The 17,779-nt window shown below is 64.3% G+C and carries 21 protein-coding genes; 10 read left to right on the plus strand and 11 right to left on the minus strand.

Annotation, left to right across the window (positions count from 1 at the left end):
- Window positions 1-27 precede the first annotated feature (27 nt).
- Genes IPP28_08380 through IPP28_08405 form a run of 6 tightly spaced genes read right to left on the minus strand, consistent with a single transcriptional unit; the run spans window position 28 to window position 5,063 of the window.
- On the minus strand, window positions 28-1,053 hold the full coding sequence (locus IPP28_08380) for a phosphotransferase family protein (protein ID MBL0041043.1): 1,026 nt from the start codon (window positions 1,051-1,053) through the stop codon (window positions 28-30).
- Window positions 1,050-2,264, minus strand: a complete 1,215-nt coding sequence (locus tag IPP28_08385) for an acyl-CoA dehydrogenase family protein (protein ID MBL0041044.1) — start codon at window positions 2,262-2,264, stop codon at window positions 1,050-1,052. The genes IPP28_08380 and IPP28_08385 overlap by 4 nt, the downstream gene beginning before the upstream one ends.
- Before the next feature lie 8 nt (window positions 2,265-2,272).
- On the minus strand, window positions 2,273-2,983 hold the full coding sequence (locus tag IPP28_08390; GenBank protein MBL0041045.1) for a histidine phosphatase family protein: 711 nt from the start codon (window positions 2,981-2,983) through the stop codon (window positions 2,273-2,275).
- A 1-nt stretch (window position 2,984) separates the two neighbouring features.
- Window positions 2,985-3,566 (minus strand): YggT family protein, encoded by a 582-nt coding sequence (locus IPP28_08395; protein ID MBL0041046.1) that lies wholly within the window; start codon window positions 3,564-3,566, stop codon window positions 2,985-2,987.
- Between the two features lie 2 nt (window positions 3,567-3,568).
- Window positions 3,569-4,390, minus strand: coding sequence for a pyrroline-5-carboxylate reductase (locus tag IPP28_08400; GenBank protein ID MBL0041047.1), 822 nt, complete (start codon window positions 4,388-4,390; stop codon window positions 3,569-3,571).
- Window positions 4,391-4,394: 4 nt separating this feature from the next.
- Window positions 4,395-5,063, minus strand: a complete 669-nt coding sequence (locus IPP28_08405) for a YggS family pyridoxal phosphate-dependent enzyme (protein MBL0041048.1) — start codon at window positions 5,061-5,063, stop codon at window positions 4,395-4,397.
- An 81-nt stretch (window positions 5,064-5,144) separates the two neighbouring features.
- On the opposite strand from IPP28_08405, the gene IPP28_08410 reads away from it, so the two are divergent.
- The 9 genes from IPP28_08410 to phoU all read left to right on the plus strand — a co-directional run bounded on the left by IPP28_08410 (window position 5,145) and on the right by phoU (window position 13,217).
- On the plus strand, window positions 5,145-6,182 hold the full coding sequence (locus IPP28_08410) for a type IV pilus twitching motility protein PilT (GenBank protein ID MBL0041049.1): 1,038 nt from the start codon (window positions 5,145-5,147) through the stop codon (window positions 6,180-6,182).
- Between the two features lie 45 nt (window positions 6,183-6,227).
- Window positions 6,228-7,355, plus strand: coding sequence for a PilT/PilU family type 4a pilus ATPase (locus tag IPP28_08415; GenBank protein MBL0041050.1), 1,128 nt, complete (start codon window positions 6,228-6,230; stop codon window positions 7,353-7,355).
- A 6-nt stretch (window positions 7,356-7,361) separates the two neighbouring features.
- Window positions 7,362-7,622, plus strand: a complete 261-nt coding sequence (locus tag IPP28_08420) for a DUF2007 domain-containing protein (protein MBL0041051.1) — start codon at window positions 7,362-7,364, stop codon at window positions 7,620-7,622.
- A 110-nt stretch (window positions 7,623-7,732) separates the two neighbouring features.
- The gene (locus IPP28_08425; GenBank protein MBL0041052.1) at window positions 7,733-8,845 is read left to right on the plus strand and encodes a porin; all 1,113 of its coding nucleotides are present in this window, start codon (window positions 7,733-7,735) and stop codon (window positions 8,843-8,845) included.
- Window positions 8,846-8,856: 11 nt separating this feature from the next.
- A complete protein-coding gene (gene pstS, locus IPP28_08430) occupies window positions 8,857-9,876 on the plus strand; it encodes a phosphate ABC transporter substrate-binding protein PstS (GenBank protein ID MBL0041053.1) in 1,020 nt (339 codons plus the stop codon).
- A 4-nt stretch (window positions 9,877-9,880) separates the two neighbouring features.
- On the plus strand, window positions 9,881-10,846 hold the full coding sequence (gene pstC / locus IPP28_08435; GenBank protein MBL0041054.1) for a phosphate ABC transporter permease subunit PstC: 966 nt from the start codon (window positions 9,881-9,883) through the stop codon (window positions 10,844-10,846).
- The gene (gene pstA / locus IPP28_08440; GenBank protein MBL0041055.1) at window positions 10,846-11,700 is read left to right on the plus strand and encodes a phosphate ABC transporter permease PstA; all 855 of its coding nucleotides are present in this window, start codon (window positions 10,846-10,848) and stop codon (window positions 11,698-11,700) included. The genes pstC and pstA overlap by 1 nt, the downstream gene beginning before the upstream one ends.
- Window positions 11,693-12,496, plus strand: coding sequence for a phosphate ABC transporter ATP-binding protein PstB (pstB, locus tag IPP28_08445; GenBank protein ID MBL0041056.1), 804 nt, complete (start codon window positions 11,693-11,695; stop codon window positions 12,494-12,496). The genes pstA and pstB overlap by 8 nt, the downstream gene beginning before the upstream one ends.
- A 22-nt stretch (window positions 12,497-12,518) precedes the next feature.
- Entirely contained in the window at window positions 12,519-13,217 is a 699-nt protein-coding gene (phoU, locus tag IPP28_08450) for a phosphate signaling complex protein PhoU (GenBank protein ID MBL0041057.1), read from the plus strand.
- A gap of 14 nt (window positions 13,218-13,231) precedes the next feature.
- Here the strand turns inward: phoU and IPP28_08455 are convergent, their stop codons facing one another.
- The 5 genes from IPP28_08455 to IPP28_08475 are packed head-to-tail and all read right to left on the minus strand — an operon-like array spanning window position 13,232 to window position 16,986.
- Window positions 13,232-13,558, minus strand: coding sequence for a hypothetical protein (locus tag IPP28_08455; GenBank protein MBL0041058.1), 327 nt, complete (start codon window positions 13,556-13,558; stop codon window positions 13,232-13,234).
- Between the two features lie 7 nt (window positions 13,559-13,565).
- On the minus strand, window positions 13,566-14,390 hold the full coding sequence (locus IPP28_08460; GenBank protein ID MBL0041059.1) for a GNAT family N-acetyltransferase: 825 nt from the start codon (window positions 14,388-14,390) through the stop codon (window positions 13,566-13,568).
- A 26-nt stretch (window positions 14,391-14,416) separates the two neighbouring features.
- Entirely contained in the window at window positions 14,417-14,887 is a 471-nt protein-coding gene (ybeY, locus tag IPP28_08465; protein MBL0041060.1) for an rRNA maturation RNase YbeY, read from the minus strand.
- Window positions 14,884-15,870, minus strand: a complete 987-nt coding sequence (locus IPP28_08470; GenBank protein ID MBL0041061.1) for a PhoH family protein — start codon at window positions 15,868-15,870, stop codon at window positions 14,884-14,886. The genes ybeY and IPP28_08470 overlap by 4 nt, the downstream gene beginning before the upstream one ends.
- A gap of 36 nt (window positions 15,871-15,906) precedes the next feature.
- Entirely contained in the window at window positions 15,907-16,986 is a 1,080-nt protein-coding gene (locus IPP28_08475) for a M23 family metallopeptidase (GenBank protein MBL0041062.1), read from the minus strand.
- A gap of 145 nt (window positions 16,987-17,131) precedes the next feature.
- Here IPP28_08475 and IPP28_08480 point away from each other — a divergent pair, with 145 nt between their 5' ends.
- Window positions 17,132-17,773, plus strand: coding sequence for a methyltransferase domain-containing protein (locus tag IPP28_08480; GenBank protein MBL0041063.1), 642 nt, complete (start codon window positions 17,132-17,134; stop codon window positions 17,771-17,773).
- The last annotated feature ends 6 nt before the right edge of the window (window positions 17,774-17,779 follow it).

Here is a 17,779-nt window from a genome sequence, read left to right on the forward strand (position 1 = left end):
CGGCCGCGCCGGTTCCAGAGTCCGGCCTTACGAAGAACCCGTTTGTGCCAGCGCGTCCGCACCCATGTTCGCCAGCAAGGCCGTCATCGCACCGGCCTCGGCCGCACGTTCGTTCGAAGCATTGCCCTGTTGCGCACGTTTCGCGACCCCTTGTGCGATCGCCGCCAGGCGAAAAAACGCGAACGCCAGCACGAAGGGCCAATCGCCGATGCTGCTGCGATGGCCCTGATGCTGGTAACGCTCGATCAAGCCCGCTTCGTCGGGAATGCCGAGTGCGACGCGGTCCAGTCCCGCGAGGCCGGGCAGTGCCGGATTGCGCGGCAGGCGCAGGGCCATGCAGAAGTAGCCGAGGTCGGCGAGCGGATGCCCGAGCGTGGCCAGTTCCCAGTCGACGATGGCGAGGATGCGTGGCTCGACCGGGTGCCAGATCAGGTTGTCGATGCGGAAGTCGCCGTGCACCAGCGCAACCCGACCATCGTCCTGCGGACAGCGCGCGGGCAGCCGCTCAATGAGCGTCTCCATCGCATCGATGCGATGGGTTTCGCTGGCGCGATACTGCTTGCTCCAGGTCGCGATCTGGCGCTCGAAATAACTGCCGGGCTTGCCGAAATCGCCGAGTCCGACCGCACCGACGTCGATATCGTGCAGTGCTGCGAGTACGCGCGTGATCTCGTCGTAATACGCGGCGCGCTGATCCGCACCGATGTCGGGCAGGGACGGATCCCAGAATATGCGCCCATCGACATGCGCCATCACGTAGAACACCGCGCCGATCACCGATTCATCGGTGCACAAGGCCAGCGGCTTCGCGACCGGCACGCCATGGCCATGCAGTGCGCTCAGCACCCGAAATTCGCGGTCGACGGCATGGGCGCCCGGCAGCAATTGGCCGAACGGCTTGCGTCGCAGCACATACGTGCCCGACGCTGCTTCTAGCCGATAGGTTGGATTCGATTGCCCGCCCTTGAACTTCGTCGCCGTCACCGGCCCCCGGAAATCGCGTACATGCGTGTCGCACCAGGCGGACAAGGCATCGAGGGGCAGGTCGCTCATCGCGCGCCCACCATCGATTTCGCCAACGCGGTGAGGTGTACTTCGTCGGGGCCGTCGGCGAGGCTGAGCGCACGCGCGCCGGCGTAGGCCTTCGACAGGAATGAATCTTCGGATACGCCGAGCGCGCCGTGGACCTGGATCGCGCGGTCGATGACGCGCTGGGCCATGCGCGGCGCGACGATCTTGATCATGCCGATCTCGTCCTTGGCACCGCGGGCACCGCCGACGTCGAGTTTCTGCGCTGCGGCGAGCGTGAGCAGGCGCGCCTGTTCGATGTCGCAGCGACTGAGCGCGATCGCTTCGCGGACCATGCCCTGTTCGGCAAGCGGACGATGGAAGGCGATGCGGGTTCGCGCACGCGCCACCATCGCGTCGAGCGCACGTTGCGCCAGGCCGATCAGGCGCATGCAGTGGTGGATGCGACCGGGGCCCAGACGCCCCTGTGCGATCTCGAAGCCACGGCCCTCGCCGGCGATCAGGTGATCGAGCGGCACGCGCGCGCCATCGAAGCGCACTTCGGCGTGGCCATTCGGCGCATCATCGAAACCGAACAGATGCAGTGGCCGCACCACGACCACGCCCGGGGTCGACTTCGGCACGATGATCTGACTGTGACGGCGATGCGGTTCGGCCTCCGGATTGGTCACGCCCATCACGATGAAGAAGTCGAGGCGCGGGTCCATCGCGCCGGTGATCCACCACTTGCGTCCGGTCACCACGTAGTGATTGCCATCGCGCTCGATTCGGGTCGCGATATTGGTGGCATCACTCGAAGCCACCTCCGGTTCGGTCATCGCAAACGCCGAGCGCGTGTGTCCGTCGAGCAGCGGTTTCAGCCAGCGCCTCTGCTGTTCAGGCGACCCGTAGTGGTGCAGCACTTCCATGTTGCCGGTGTCGGGCGCGTTGCAGTTGATCGTTTCCGGCGCGATCAAGGACTGCCCGCTCAGCTCCGCGAGTGGTGCGTAGTCAAGATTCGACAGGCCGGCACCGAGCTGCGGGTCGGGCAGGAACAGGTTCCACAGGCCGCGCTGCTTCGCTTCGGTCTTCAGTGCTTCGATGATCGGCGGAATCGTCCAGCGCTGGCCGGGTTGCTCGATGTGCGCGTCGAAGTCGGCCTCGGCCGGCAACACGCGCTCGCGCACGAATCGATCGAGTTCGGCATGCAGGGCATGCGCGCGTTCGGAAAACGGAAACAACGGCGACAGCGCCATGCATCACCTCAGAAGTGGGTCCAGAGCTTGCGTTCGCCGGGTGCCGACAGATGCGGCAACTGGTTGAAGCCGAGCAGGCGCACGCCACCGTCGAACACCACGAATTCGCTGATCGCGGAATTGCGGATGGCGATGTTCAGATCCACCGAACGCGCATCCGGCACCTCCAGCGCCCGTTGCGCCAGTTGCGCGACCACGCCGCCGGAGGTGACCAGCAGCACGCGTTCGCGGCCATGATGGCGCTCGGTCAGGCGCGCCATCGCGGCAGCGACGCGGGCACGGAATCCGAACCAGCCTTCGTCGAGTTGCGATTCCATCGCACCGCTGGCCCAGTGCCGCAGCGCCGCCAGCAGGTAGCGCGCGACCTGCATGCGATCGCGCGGGCCGGGCATGGCCTCGCGGTCGATCGGGCGATGTTGCGGGTGCGTGGCGAGAAATGCCGATAGCACCGCGCCGTGATCGAATTCGTTGAAACCGGGGTCGATCTCCGCCTCGGGCAGCGGTCGGCCGGCTTCGGCGAAGCCCTGTTCGATGCCGGCCAGGGTCTGCTGATGGCGCCGCATCGCGCCGACGACGACGGCATCGAAGCCGATGTCGTGATCAGCGGCGAGCCAGCGCCCGAGGCGTAGCGCCTGATCTTCGCCCAGGGTCGACAACTGGTCGTAGTCATCGGCGTCGAAGGAGGCCTGGGCATGGCGGATGGCGAGGATTTCGGTCATGTCAGAGTCCGATGCCGGTCATGGTCAGCCCGAATTCGGCCAGCGGCGCCGCGATCAGCATGCGCACCAGTTGCAGCGCCAGCACGACGAAGATCGGCGAGAGGTCGAGCCCGCCGATCGGCGGGATGAGCTTCTGGAACGGTTTCAGGATCGGGTCGCTGAGCCGGTACAACATCTGCACGACCGGATTGTAGGGGTCGGGTGAAACGAAACTCAGGACGGCGCGGACGATGATCATCCAGAGCAGGGCGGTCGCCGCGAACTGGATCAGCATCGCCAGTGCGATCACCAGCAGGGCCGGCACGGGCAGGCCGAGGCCGGCCAGGCGATACAGCAGCCAGGTTTCAATCAGGGTCAGCAGAAAGGTGATGAGCAGGGCAGCGAGATTCCAGCCGCGCACCACCGGCAGCGCCTTCTGGATCGGGATCAGCACCGGATTGGTGAGTTTGTAGACGAACTGCGACAGCGGGTTGCGGAAATCGACGCGCAGGCCCTGCATCAGCAGGCGGAAGAAGAACAGCCCGATGACCAGGCCGAACAGGGCCTGGACGATCAAGGCGCCGGCGTTGGCGAGATGGCCCATGCTCAGGCTCCGAACTGGGTCGAGAGCTCGCGCCCGCGTTCCGTGGCGCGAACGACGGCGGCATCCACCAGATCGCGGAATCCGCCGGCTTCGAAGCAGTCCAGCGCAGCCTGCGTGGTGCCGCCGGGCGACGTCACCCGCTGGCGCAGCGTGGCCGGATCGTCGCTGCCGTCTTCGTTCGCCATGCGCGCGGCACCCAGCGCGGTATTCAGGACCAGGGTGCGGGCGGCGGTCGCGGAGAGTCCCTGCCGTTCGGCCGCAGCAATCAGGCTCTCCATCAACAGGAAGAAATAGGCCGGGCCGCTCCCCGACACCGCCGTCACCGCGTCCATCAGGGTTTCGTCGTCGATCCAGACCGTGGCACCGGCCGCAGCCATGATCGCCTCGGCCCGCGATCGAGCGGAGGCGTCGACGCGGGAATCGGCAAACAGACCGGTCACCCCGGCGCCGACCAGCGCCGGCGTGTTCGGCATGCAGCGCACGACGCGCGCACCCGGCTTGAACCAGCCGTGGAAGTTCTGCAGCTGGATGCCGGCGGCGATCGACATCAGCAACGGATTGCGCACAGCGACCTGATCGGCGAGGTCGCGACACACCGTGGCCATGACCTGGGGTTTGACGGCGAGCACGATGATCTCGGCGTCGCGCACCGCATCGCGATTGTCGGCATGCACCGACACCCCGAACTCGGCGGCGAGGCTGTAACGCGCCGCTTCCACCGGCTCGGCCACGTGCATGCTGCGCGGGTCGCTGCCGCGCGCGATTAGTCCACCGATCAGGGCGCGCGCCATGTTGCCGCCGCCGATGAATGCCAAGGTTGTCATGTCGTCATCCACGTGGACCGAAGAGGGCCGATCCTATCCGAACCAGGTTGGCGCCTTCCGCGATGGCGAGCGTGAAGTCGTCGGACATGCCCATCGACAAGGTATCGATGTCGGCATGGCGCTGCTTCAGGGCATCGAAAAGGACGCGCATGCGGCGGAACGTGGCCCGGCGTTGTGTCGGGTCTTCGGCGGGCTTCGGTATCGCCATCAGGCCACGAAGGCGAAGCCGCGGCTGGGCGGCGATGGCGTCGGCGAGCGCGTCGACCATCGCCGGTGCGCAGCCGGATTTGCCGGCTTCAGCGTCGATGTTCACTTGCACCAGCAGGTTGAGCGGCGCCCGATCGGGCGGACGAAATGTCGCCAGCAGCGGAATCAGTTTGTCACGGTCGATGCTCTGTACCCAATCAAAGTGCGCCGCGGCGTCCTTGCACTTGTTCGACTGCAGGGGGCCGATCAGATGCCACTCCAGGTCGAGGTCGGCGAGGTCACGCTGCTTGGTCAGCGCTTCCTGCACATAGTTTTCTCCGAATGCGCGCTGGCCCAGCGCGGCCATCGCACGCACCGATTCGGCCGGCTGAGTCTTGCTGACGGCGAGCAGGCGGACGGCGCGGGTGCCGGTCGCGGCATCAAGGGCCGTTCGAGTACGCTGGAATCGTTCTTGGAGGTCGGTCATGGTTCCGCTCGAGGCGCGTTTTGCAGGCCCGCAAAAAGGGCTATAGTCGGTCCAAGTTTACGTCTCGCACCGGAGAGCCGCATGGATATCGCAGAGCTACTCGCATTTTCGGTCAAGAACAAAGCGTCCGATCTGCATTTGTCTGCAGGCCTGCCGCCGATGATCCGGGTGGATGGCGATGTCCGTCGCATCAACATCCCGGCGCTTGACCACAAGGCCGTGCATTCGCTGGTCTACGACATCATGTCGGACAAGCAGCGGCGCGACTACGAAGAATTCCTCGAGACCGATTTCTCGTTCGAGATCCCAGGGCTGGCGCGCTTCCGCGTCAATGCCTTCAATCAGAATCGCGGCGCCGGTGCGGTGTTCCGTACCATTCCGAGCCAGATCCTGACGCTGGAAGACCTGAACGCGCCGAAAGTGTTCAAGGAGCTGATCGACGTGCCGCAGGGCCTGGTGCTGGTCACCGGTCCGACCGGATCCGGCAAGTCGACGACTCTGGCCGGCATGGTCGATCACATCAACAAGAACGAATACGGCCACATCCTCACCATCGAGGATCCGATCGAATTCGTGCATCAGTCGCAGAAATGCCTGATCAACCAGCGCGAAGTCCATCGTGATACCCACGGGTTCAACGAAGCCTTGCGTTCGGCCTTGCGCGAAGACCCGGACTACATCCTGGTCGGCGAAATGCGCGACATGGAAACCATCCGCCTGGCACTGACCGCCGCGGAAACCGGACATCTGGTGTTCGGGACGCTGCATACGTCCTCGGCGGCGAAGACCGTCGATCGCATCATCGACGTGTTCCCTGCCGGTGAAAAACCGATGGTGCGCTCGATGCTGTCGGAGTCGCTGCGCGCGGTGATCTCGCAGTCGCTGCTGAAGAAGGTCGGTGGCGGCCGCGTGGCCGCGCACGAAATCATGGTCGGCATTCCTGCCATCCGCAACCTGATCCGCGAGGACAAGGTCGCGCAGATGTATTCGTCGATCCAGACCGGAGCCGCCGTCGGCATGCAGACCCTCGACCAGTGCCTGCAGGACCTGGTGAAACGCGGCCTGATCACGCGCACCCAGGCGTCGAGTTATGCCAAGGACAAGAAGCTGTTCGAGTGATGCCGGATCGATGCAGCCTTCCCCGATCCGGCCCGGAGAAACAACATGAGTAGTGTGGACTTCACCTCGTTCCTGAAATTGATGGTCCACAAGAAGGGCTCGGACCTGTTCATCACCGCCGGCATTCCACCGTCGATGAAGGTCAACGGGCGCATTGCGCCGGTGACCCAGGCACCGCTGTCGCCGCAGGCCTGCCGCGACATGGTGCTGAACGTGATGACCCCCTCGCAGCGCGAGGAGTTCGAAAAGACCCACGAATGCCAGTTCGCGATCTCGCTGCAGGGTGTCGGCCGATTCCGCGTCAGTTGCTTCTACCAGCGCAACCAGGTGGGCATGGTGCTGCGTCGCATCGAGACGCGCATTCCGGGCGTCGAGGAACTGGGCCTGCCACCGGTCGTGAAGACGCTGGCGATGACCAAGCGCGGCTTGATCATGTTTGTCGGCGCAACCGGCACCGGCAAATCGACGTCGTTGGCGGCGATGATCGGTTATCGCAACCAGAATTCGACCGGCCACATCATCACGATCGAGGACCCGATCGAATTCGTGCACAAGCACGAGGGCTGCATCATCACCCAGCGCGAAGTCGGCATCGATACCGATTCCTGGGAAAATGCGCTGAAGAACACCTTGCGCCAGGCGCCCGACGTCATCCTGATCGGCGAAGTGCGTACCCGCGAGACCATGGAGCACGCGATCGCGTTCGCCGAAACCGGACACCTCTGCCTCTGCACCCTGCATGCCAACAACGCCAACCAGGCATTGGATCGCGTGCTGCACTTCTTCCCGGAAGACCGTCGCCCGCAGTTGTTGATGGACTTGTCGCTGAACCTGAAGGGCGTGGTCGCACAGCAGCTGGTGCCCACGCCGGATGGCAAGCAGCGCCGCGCGGCGATGGAGGTTCTGCTCGGCACGCCGCTGGTGCAGGATTACATCCGCGACGGCGAGATCCACAAGATCAAGGAAGTGATGAAGGAGTCGACCAACCTCGGCATGCGCACCTTCGACCAGAGCCTGTTCGAGTTGTACCAGGCCGGCGAAATCTCCTACGAGGATGCCTTGCGTCACGCCGATTCGGCGAACGAAGTGCGCTTGCGCATCAAGCTGGCCCAGGGCGGCGACGCCCATTCGCTGTCGCAGGGGCTGGATGGCGTCGAATTGATGGATCAGTAGACGCCCATGCGCTGCGTCTACGTCGCGGAGAACCTGATCGACGCCCATCTGGTGCGCGACCGGCTCTGCGACGATGGCATTCCCGCGGAAATCCACGGCGAGGACCTGACCGGCAGCTTCGGCCTCCTTCCCGGCTACGTCTCGGTCTGGGTGCCGGAAGTCCAGTCCCTCGACGCCGACCAAGTGCTCGAATCGTTCCGGCCAAGTGAGGCGGATGAAGCGGAACGAGGGGATTTCTCCCTCCCGGACGGCGCGGCGCCGGTGTAACGGCGATCACGGCATTGCAACGCCCCCGCAACAAATCCGGCGGGTTGTCATAAAGCAGTCAAATACCGGCAATAGAGTGCGCGCCCATCCGTCATCGAAGGGTCGCCGCCATGTCACATGCTCGTCGTTTGTCTGTCCTGGCGATTGCCAGCGCGTTGTCCCTGCCGGCCCACGCCGAGTACCAGTTCGACCGCATCGGCGAATACGACGCCTTTGTCGACGGCGTATTGCAGACCGATTACAACCGGTTCGACGATGACGTGAGGGACTTCGTCGACGATGCCGAATTCCGCCGCGCCGAGATCATCTTCCGCCTGAAGAACGAGAAGAACACCGAGTTCTTCGTCGGCTACGACCCGCGCGCCGACAAGTGGCTCGACGTCTACGCCAAGTTCATGGTCGGCCCCGGCGGACAGTTCCGCGTCGGCCAGTTCAAGCAGAACATGAACATGGAAGAATTGATCTCGACCAAGAGCATCGACTTCGTCTCGCGCGCACTGCCGAATGCCTTCACGATCGGCCGTAGGCTCGGTGTCGAATACATGCAGTTCGGCAGCAACTGGACCGCATCGGCGGGCGTCTATGATCGCGAACTGACCAACAACGGTGGCAAGGGCACGGGCGTGGTCGTGCGTGCGACCTATGCGCCGCTCTACGAACTCGAGGAAACCCTGCACTTCGGCGTCGCCGTGTCGTCGCAGGAACAGTCCAAGAATGTCGCGCGCTTCTCGACGCGCCCCGAGGCCGATCTCGCGAACTTCCGCCTGGTCGACACCGGCAACATTGCGAATGCCGAGCGCAACAACCAGATCGGTCTGGAAGCCGCCTATTCGAAGGGACCGTGGGCCGTGCAGGGCGAGTACATCCGCGCCGACGTGTCACGCGGTGCCGGTCTCGACGATTACAGCGCCGATGGCTACTACGTCTATGGCACCTGGTTCGTCACCGGCGAAGCCAAGACCTACAAGCAGGGCAAGTTCGACTATCCGGTGCCGAACGATCCCGGCAAGGGTGCGCTCGAACTCGGCCTGCGCTATTCGTCGATCGACCTCGACGACGGCAGCGTGCTTGGTGGCGAGGAACAGAACTGGACGGTCGGCGCCAACTGGTACTGGCGCTCGAACTTCAAGCTGGCGCTCGACTACACCGCGGTGAGCAGCGAGAAAAACGGGGTCTCCGATGACCCGAACCTCGTCACCGCCCGCTTCCAGTTCATGTTCTGAGGACCGACATCATGCTGCCTTCGCTCAAGAGCAAGTTCCTCGTCGCCGCACTGGCATTCAGTGCCTGCGGCATCGCGCCGGCGGCCGATGTCATCGGTGCCGGTTCCACCTTCGTCTATCCGGTCATGGCGAAGTGGTCGGCCGACTATCGTGCGGCGACTCAGACCAAGATCAACTATCAGGCCATCGGCTCGGGCGGTGGTATTGCGCAGATCAAGGCCAGAACCGTCGATTTCGGCGCTTCGGACAAGCCGCTCGATACCGCTGAACTGGATGCCGCCGGCCTCGTGCAGTTCCCGCTGGTGATCGGCGGCGTGGTGCCGGTCGTCAACGTCGCGGGCGTGGCACCGGGTGGCCTTCGTTTCAATGGCACGGTCTTGGCCGACATCTTCCTCGGCAAGATCAAGCGCTGGAACGATCCGGCCATCGCCGCACTGAATCCCGGCGTGACCCTGCCCGACCAGGCGATCACGGTCGTGCATCGTTCCGATGGATCCGGCACCACGTTCAATTTCACGAACTACCTGTCCAAGGTCAATGCCGAGTGGAAGGCCAGGGCGGGCGAGGGCATTACCGTGCGCTGGCCGGTCGGCATCGGCGGCAAGGGCAATGAAGGCGTGGCGGCCTATGTGAAGCAGATCAAGGGTGGCATCGGCTATGTCGAGCTGACCTACGCATTGCAGAGCAAGATGAGCTACGCCGTGATGCAGAATGTCGCCGGCGAATTCGTCGCGCCGAACGAGGAAAGCTTCCAGGCTGCGGCCGACAGTGCCGCCTGGGACCAGGCCCGGGATTTCAATCTGGTCATCACCAATGCGCCGGGCGCGAAGGCCTGGCCGATCGCTGCAACCGTGTTCGTGATGATGAACAAGCAGCCCAAGAATGCCGAGAATGCCAGGGCTGCGCTCGCCTATTTCGACTGGGTGTTTGCCAATGGTGCCGCTCAGGCCAGTGCGCTGCATTACGTTTCCTTGCCCGCCAAGGTGCAGGAGCAGGCCAAGGCGCACTGGACACAGGCGTTGAAGTTCTGACGCCATGCAGGAAGCACTGATCGCTGCTGCCGAACGGCGCGCCGTCCGCGACACGCGCCAGGACCGATTCTTCCGCTGGCTGTTGGCGGGCGCGGGGCTGTTTGTGTTGCTGGCGCTCGGTGGTGCGGCCTTGTCGATGCTCTGGGGCGGACGCGAAGCGCTCGTCGCATTCGGCCTCGACTTCATCACCAGCAGCAACTGGGACCCGATCGGCCAGCAGTTCGGCGCCTGGGTGGCGATCTACGGCACGCTGGTGACGGCGTCGATCGCGATGTTGATCGCGGTGCCGGTGAGCTTCGGCATCGCGTTGTTCCTGACCGAGGTCGCGCCATCGTGGCTGCGTACGCCGGTCGGCACCGCCATCGAATTGCTCGCCGGCATCCCGTCGATCATCTATGGCATGTGGGGTCTGTTCGTATTCGTGCCGATGCTGGCGGAGCACGTGTATCCGTGGGTCGACGCAAACCTCGGGCAATGGCCGATCATCGGTTCCTTGTTCGCCGGTCCGCCGCTCGGCATCGGCACGCTGACCGCGGGACTGGTGCTCGCGATCATGGTCGTGCCCTTCATCTCCTCGGTGATGCGCGACGTGTTCCTGACCGTGCCGACCCGCTTGAAGGAATCGGCCTACGCGCTCGGTTCGACGCGTTGGGAAGTGGTCTGGGACGTGGTGCTGCCGTACACGCGTTCGGCCGTGATCGGCGGCATCTTTCTCGGGCTCGGGCGCGCGCTGGGCGAGACCATGGCCGTCACCTTCGTGCTCGGAAACGCGCATGAACTGTCGGCGTCGCTGCTGATGCCGGGCAACTCGATCGCGGCGACGATCGCCAATGAATTCGCCGAAGCCGATACCGATCTTTATCGCTCCTCGCTGATCGCACTCGGCTTCCTGCTGTTCGTCGTCACCTTCATCGTGCTGGCCTTGGCCAAGTGGATGTTGCGCCAGTTGGCGAAGCGGGAGGGCCTCTGATGGGCGCCGACCTGATCTTCCTGAAACGTCGCATCATCAATGCCGTGGCGCTGTTGTTGTCGGCAGCGGCGGCCGTGCTCGGGTTGGCCGCGCTCGCCTGGATCCTCTGGACGACGCTGAGCAAGGGTATCGCCGCGTTCAACGTCGCGTTGTTCACGCAGATGACACCGCCGCCGGGCGAGGCCGGCGGGCTCGCGAACGCGCTGTTCGGCAGCATCGTGATGTGCCTGCTCGCGACCGCGATCGGGACGCCGATCGGCATCGCCGCCGGCACCTACATCGCCGAATACGCAAACCGGCACTGGATCGGCGGCACGATCCGCTTTGTCAACGACATCCTGTTGTCGGCCCCGTCGATCGTGCTCGGTCTGTTCGTTTACACCCTGGTCGTGCGCCCGATGGGCGGCTTCTCCGGATTCGCCGGCGTGATCGCACTCGCCTTCATCGTGCTGCCGGTGGTGGTGCGCACCACCGACGACATGCTCAAGCTGGTGCCGTCGCAGATGCGCGAAGCAGCGCTGTCGCTAGGAATTCCCCAGTGGAAGGTGACCCTGCAGATCCTGTACCGCGCAGCGGCGCCCGGCATCGTCACCGGCGTGCTGCTCGCGCTCGCGCGCATCAGCGGCGAAACCGCGCCGCTGCTGTTCACGGCGCTGAACAACCAGTATTGGAGCGCCGATCTGTCCGAGCCGATCGCGAGCGCGCCCGTGGTGATTTTCCAGTACGCGATGAGTCCGTTCGAAGACTGGCACGCGCTGGCCTGGGCCGGCGCCTTCCTGATCACCGTGTTCGTGCTGGCGCTGTCGCTGTTCGCGCGCCTGGTCCTGCTACGCAAGCGAGTCGCCCATGACTGATCTCCGCACGGCCGTCGCTGCGCGCGGCGTCCTTCCCGCAAGCGCCACCAAGATGTCGGTGCGCGGCCTGAATTTCCACTACGGTGATTTTCAGGCGCTCAAGGACGTGCGTCTCGACATTCCCGAGAAGCGCGTCACCGCGATGATCGGACCGAGCGGCTGCGGCAAGAGCACGCTGTTGCGGGTGTTCAACCGCATCTATTCGATCTACCCGGGCATGTCAGCTTCGGGCGAAGTGCTGCTCGACGGCGAGAACATTCTCGACGCACGCTATTCGGTCAACCGCCTGCGTGCCAAGGTCGGCATGGTGTTCCAGAAGCCGGTGCCGTTCCCGATGTCGATCCACGACAACATCGCCTACGGCATCAAGCATTACGAGCGATTGAACAAGGCTGACATGGCCGATCGCGTCGAGCAGGCCTTGCGCCAGGCGGCCTTGTGGGACGAGGTCAAGGACAAGCTGAAGCAGAGCGCGAATGGCCTGTCCGGTGGCCAGCAGCAACGCCTGTGCATCGCGCGCGCGATCGCGTTGAAGCCCGACGTGCTGCTGCTGGACGAGCCGACCTCGGCGCTGGATCCGATCGCGACCGGTCGCATCGAGCAGCTGATCGCCGAGCTGCGCAACGATTTCACCATCGTCATCGTCACCCACAACATGCAGCAGGCCGCGCGCTGTTCCGACTTCACCGCCTTCATGTACCTGGGCGAGCTGGTCGAGCATGGCGTCACCGAACAGATCTTCACGCAGCCTTCGGTGCGTCGCACCGAGGACTACATCACCGGCCGATTCGGCTGATTCCGCGGCCGAGGACAGCACGATGCCGAACGAACATATCGTCAAGAGCTACGACGCCGAACTGGCGCGCCTGACCGAAGAGATTGCGCGCATGGGCGATCTGTCCTGCGCCCAATTGCGCGCGGCGGCGAAGGCGCTGGATGCGCGCGACATCGACGCGGCGCGCGCGGTGATGGCCGCGGATGCGGAGATCGATACGCTCGAACACGAAGTCAGCCACGACGTGATCCGGCTGCTCGCGCTGCGCCAGCCGATGGCGCGTGACTTGCGCGAGGTGATGGCGGCTTTGCGCATCAGCGCCGACATCGAACGCATCGGCGACTATGCCAAGAATGTCGCCAAGCGGACCCTGGCGCTCAAGGATGCGCCGCAGATCGCGGCAACGCGCGCGCTCGCGTCGTTGGCGCAGCTCGCACAGGAATTGGTCGCGGAGACGCTCGTTGCCTATCGCGAACGCAATGCCGAGCGCGCGATGAAGGTGCGTGCCCGCGACGCCGAACTCGATGCCGAATACACCCAGCTGTTCCGCTCGCTGCTCACCTACATGATGGAAGACGCCCGCAACATCAGCGCCTGTACCCACCTGCTGTTCGCCGCGAAAAACATCGAACGCATCGGCGACCACGCCACCAACATCGCCGAATACGTCTGGTTCATCGAAAACGGCGAACGCGAAATGCCCGAACGCGAGAAGCGCGACACGACCATCGACGCGCGGTGATCGCCCGATTTGTTTTACCCGATGTGCTTGGCCCACAAGTCAGCGGTGCACCCGAGTAGCGTTCCGACCAACGCAGCGATCGCGAGCCGTTCGGCGGTCGCGCCGATCAATGCCGTCACTGCGACGGCAACCAACGACCCAAGCAGCGTCTGTACGAGCAACGACAAGCTTCGCTTCTTCTCGGTTGTATCGAATCCGATGAGGAAGATGTAACTCGTGACCAACCAGAGTGCGACGAATCGATTGGTGCCGACGGATGCCAGACGAACGTACATAAGTGCTTGGATCGCCGTGTACAAGAGGCCGATACAGATCGACGCAATCGGCAACCAGGGTCTCATTTGAATCTCAGCTTTCCCGCCACTTCATGCGCGTATAAGCGATACGGAAGCCTTGGCGTTCGCCGTTGCGTTGCGAGGCGCTGCCGGGTTCGGTGGCCATCATGCTGAGCGGACAGTGGTGCGAAGCGGCGTAATCGAGGCGGGCGGCGAGGAGAGCAGTCTGTGCCCCCTGGTTGCGTGCCTTGGGGACGGTGCTGGCGCCAGCAAGCAAGGCCATGCCGTCGCCGATGAACAACGAGGCACTGGCGACCGGTTCGCCATCGAGTTCGGCGAGGAAACTGACCATGCGTTCGGCGGGTACGATGGCGCGGCCCAGTTCGTGGATGAAGTGTGCGATGTCGCCGGATTCGCTGCCCCATCCGGACGCTGCAACACCGGCCCAGACCTCGGTTTCGCGTACGTCGATCACGCGTACGCCCAGGCGCGACGCCATTGTCGGTGCCCGTGACACGCCGCCCGCAGAAGGTCGACACAGGACCGAACTCATCTCGATGATGCGGTAGTCGCGTTGCTGCAAGGCGTTCGTCGTGGCGATCCCCGCCAGCGGTGAAATCTCCAGCACGGACTTGGTCGAATGACCATGGAAGAAGGCCTGGATCGCATCGAGTTCATGGCCCTGCGGATCATCGAACACGCCGAAACCGAAGGCCTGCGTCATCGGCGAGCCCGCGCCGTCGAACATCGCGCAGGTGCCGCCGAAGTCATGCCAGCACGAGGTCGACGTGGGGCTCCGTCGTGCCCGCGATTGCACGATTGCGGCACAGGCCAGGCCTTCGGTGCGTTCAAGTTTGCGGGCGAGATCTAGATCGGCGTGCGGGTGTTCGTGATGCATGGGGCGCGGGGTTCCGTGGTCCGGATTCAGTCGATGGCGGCGTAGGGATCGGCAATGCCGAGCGCGGCCAGAAGTCGGGTCTCCAGCGCCTCCATTCGCTCGGCGTCATGGTCGTCGACATGGTCATGGCCCAACAAGTGCAGCGTGCCATGGATGACCATGTGCGCGTAATGGTCGCGCAGACGCTTGCCCTGTTCCTCGGCTTCGCGCGAGACCACCGGTGCGCAGATTGCAAGATCGCCGATCAGCGGCGACTTCACTTCGGGCGGCAAGTCGGTCGGGAAGGACAGGACATTGGTCGCGTAGTCCTTGCCGCGGAAATCACGATTCAGCGCACGACCGGTGTCGGCGTCGGTGATCAGCACGTTGACCTCGGCGGCGCGGCGGCGATTCGCGCCCTTCAACGCGAGTTCGATCCACTGCCGGAACGAGCGCGCTGCGGGAAGGCCTTTCCAGCCGACGTCGCTGCGGATATGCAGGGTCAAAGGCGCACTCACGTCTTGTCCTGCTTCGCGGCGGCCTCGGCCTTTTCGTAGGCCATGACGATGCGCTGCACGATCGGATGACGCACGATGTCGCGGGCTTCGAACAGGGTGAAGCTGATGCCGTCGACCTTGCGCAGCACTTCCATCGCGTGACGCAGGCCCGAGGTCACGTGCTTGGGCAGGTCGATCTGCGTTACGTCGCCGGTGATGACGGCGACCGAGCCGAAGCCGATGCGGGTGAGAAACATCTTCATCTGCTCGACCGTGGTGTTCTGCGCCTCGTCCAGGATCACGAAGGCGTCGTTCAGCGTGCGCCCGCGCATGTAGGCGAGCGGTGCGATCTCGATGACATTGCGTTCGATGAGTTTGGCGACGCGGTCGAAGCCGAGCATTTCGTAGAGCGCGTCATACAGCGGGCGCAGATAAGGATCGACTTTCTGGGACAAGTCGCCCGGAAGGAATCCGAGCTTCTCGCCCGCCTCGACCGCCGGGCGGGTCAGGATCACCCGCTGCACGCGGTTGTTCTCGAGTGCATCGACTGCGCTCGCCACCGCGAGATAAGTCTTGCCGGTTCCGGCCGGGCCGATGCCGAAGCAGATGTCATGGCGGGCGACCGCGTGCAGATAGCGCTGCTGGTTGGCGCCGCGGCCGCGGATATGGCCACGTTTGACCTTGATGCTGACGACCTGTGCCTCGGGCGCGTCGCGTTCGGCGATGCGGTCGGCACCGACTTCGCTCAGCGCGAGATGCACATCGTGTTCGCCGACGGCCGTGGCCTCGGTCGCATCGAACAGGGCACGGATCACCGTCTCGCCGCGCCGGGTCGCGGCCATGCTGCCGCTGATCCGGAAAATCGCGCCGCGATGGGCGATCTCGATGCCGAGTCGTGATTCGATCTGGCGCAGGTGCGCCTCGACCGGACCGGCAAGGTTGGCGAGGCGTTCGTGGTCGTCCGAGGCGAGTGCGAACTCGCGCGATTGAAGTCGTTTCGTCATGGCCGCATTGTAACGCGCGACCCTGCTGCTCCGCGCTCAGTCGGCGAGCACGATCTCGCCGGTATCGATGCTGGCTTGCTTGCGCGTCACGCGGTGCTTGCCGAGGACGCGCTCGAAGCGCTGGAAGTAGGACGGCAGGCCCTCGGCGTCCAGCGTGGGTCCGTCCTGCAACTGGAAATGCAGGTGCGGGAAGAACGCACTGCCGGAAGCACCGATCGCTGCGATGGTCTGGTCACGACGCACGCGGTCGCCGGGTTTCACTGTCACGCTGCCTTGCCTGGCGTGGGCGTAGACGCCGAATTCGCCACCGCCATGATCGATGATCACGTAGTTGCCGAACAGCACTCTCTTGTCCTCGGCGAGCTTGCTCTGGTCGAACTGGCGGTTGTCCGCTTGCGCGTTCTCGACGGCGACAACAGTGCCGTCGCCGATCGCGCGGACCGCGGCCCCGAAGCCGAACCAGGCAGTGTTGTCGCCGAATTCGCCGCGATACATGTCGCCTGTTGCGTCCACCGGCACGAAGTCGTAGCTGTAGCGCATCGCATTGGTCTTGAAGCCCATGGCCTTGATCGGTGCGAACTCGACATCGAAGCGGCGATGATGGCCGAGCGCATCATGGCCATCGTAGTTGATGAAGCGTCCTGCCAGCGGGGTGTGGTAGGCGGCGTGGTTGCGATAGTCGCGCGGGCTCGCCTGTACGGAGGCGCGCAGGCTGCGGCTGCCGTCCGGATTCGACAGTTCGAAGTCGTAGCGCAACATGCTGACCGGAAGCTCCGCAGCCAGCGTGTCGAAGGGATTGAACACGTTCAAACGCTGCCCGGGCGCGATGCGACGTTCGCCGATGATGCCGATGCTCGGGCGCACGCCATTGCCGTCGACGAAGCGGCGCAGCACCAGCGCGCCATCGCGGTTGAAGACGCTCAACTCGATGCGGTCGATGTCGATCGCTTCTTCGCTGCCGTTGGCGACGGTCAGGTCGAAGTTGAGATGCTGCCCGTCGGGCATGCGTTCGATCAGAACCGGTGTCGTCGTGATGACGACAGGGTCGCGGGACAGCGTGTCAGCGAGGCCGAGGGTCGGGAGCATCGCCGCGAGGGCGGAGAACAGGAGGCGCATGGTCGTTCCGGGTAGGAGGAATCGATTCGATGCACGTGGCGACGCCAGGGTTTAAACGAGGTGTCCATCGTGCGCGATGGCATTGCTTGCGCACGGGCGGCCGTCTGCGCGAAAGTGAATCCGATCGGTGGATGGAGGACGGCACATGGCGGTCACGAGACGTTTGCATGTCGGCGGGAAACAGCGTGCGCCGGGTTGGGAGATCCTCAATGCGGTGCCGGCGCCGGAGGTGGATCACATCGGCGACGCCCGCGACCTGTCGCGGTTCGGCGACGCGACCTTTGGCGAAATCTACGCTTCGCACGTGGTCGAGCACTTCGACTACAAGAACGAACTGGCCCAGGCCCTGAGGGAATGGCATCGGGTGCTGGTGCCGGGTGGGCGCGTGCTGATCAGCGTGCCGGACATCGATGTGCTGTCGACGCTGATCGTCGATCGCGCCGCCTGCTCGATGGAGGAACGCTTCCTGCTGATGCGGATGATGTTCGGTGGGCATGTCGACGCCTTTGACCATCACCAGGTCGGTTTCAACGACGAGATTCTCGCGTGGTTCCTCGGCGCAACCGGATTCAGCGGGATGCGTCGGGTCGAGCGGCTGGGGGTGTTCGCCGACACCAGCGAAACCTTGTTCCGGGGCGTGCCGATCAGCATCAACATGATCGCCGACAAGTCGGTGCCGACATGGCCCGGATTCGGCGTATCGGCGGTGCCTGGAACGGACGAACTGGAATGCATCTGCGGCAGCCGCGAACTGTTCGTTGCCTGCCATGGCCAGCGGCGCCGCTGAGTCACC

This window comes from Lysobacterales bacterium, from assembly GCA_016721845.1.
GTDB lineage: Bacteria > Pseudomonadota > Gammaproteobacteria > Xanthomonadales > Ahniellaceae > JADKHK01.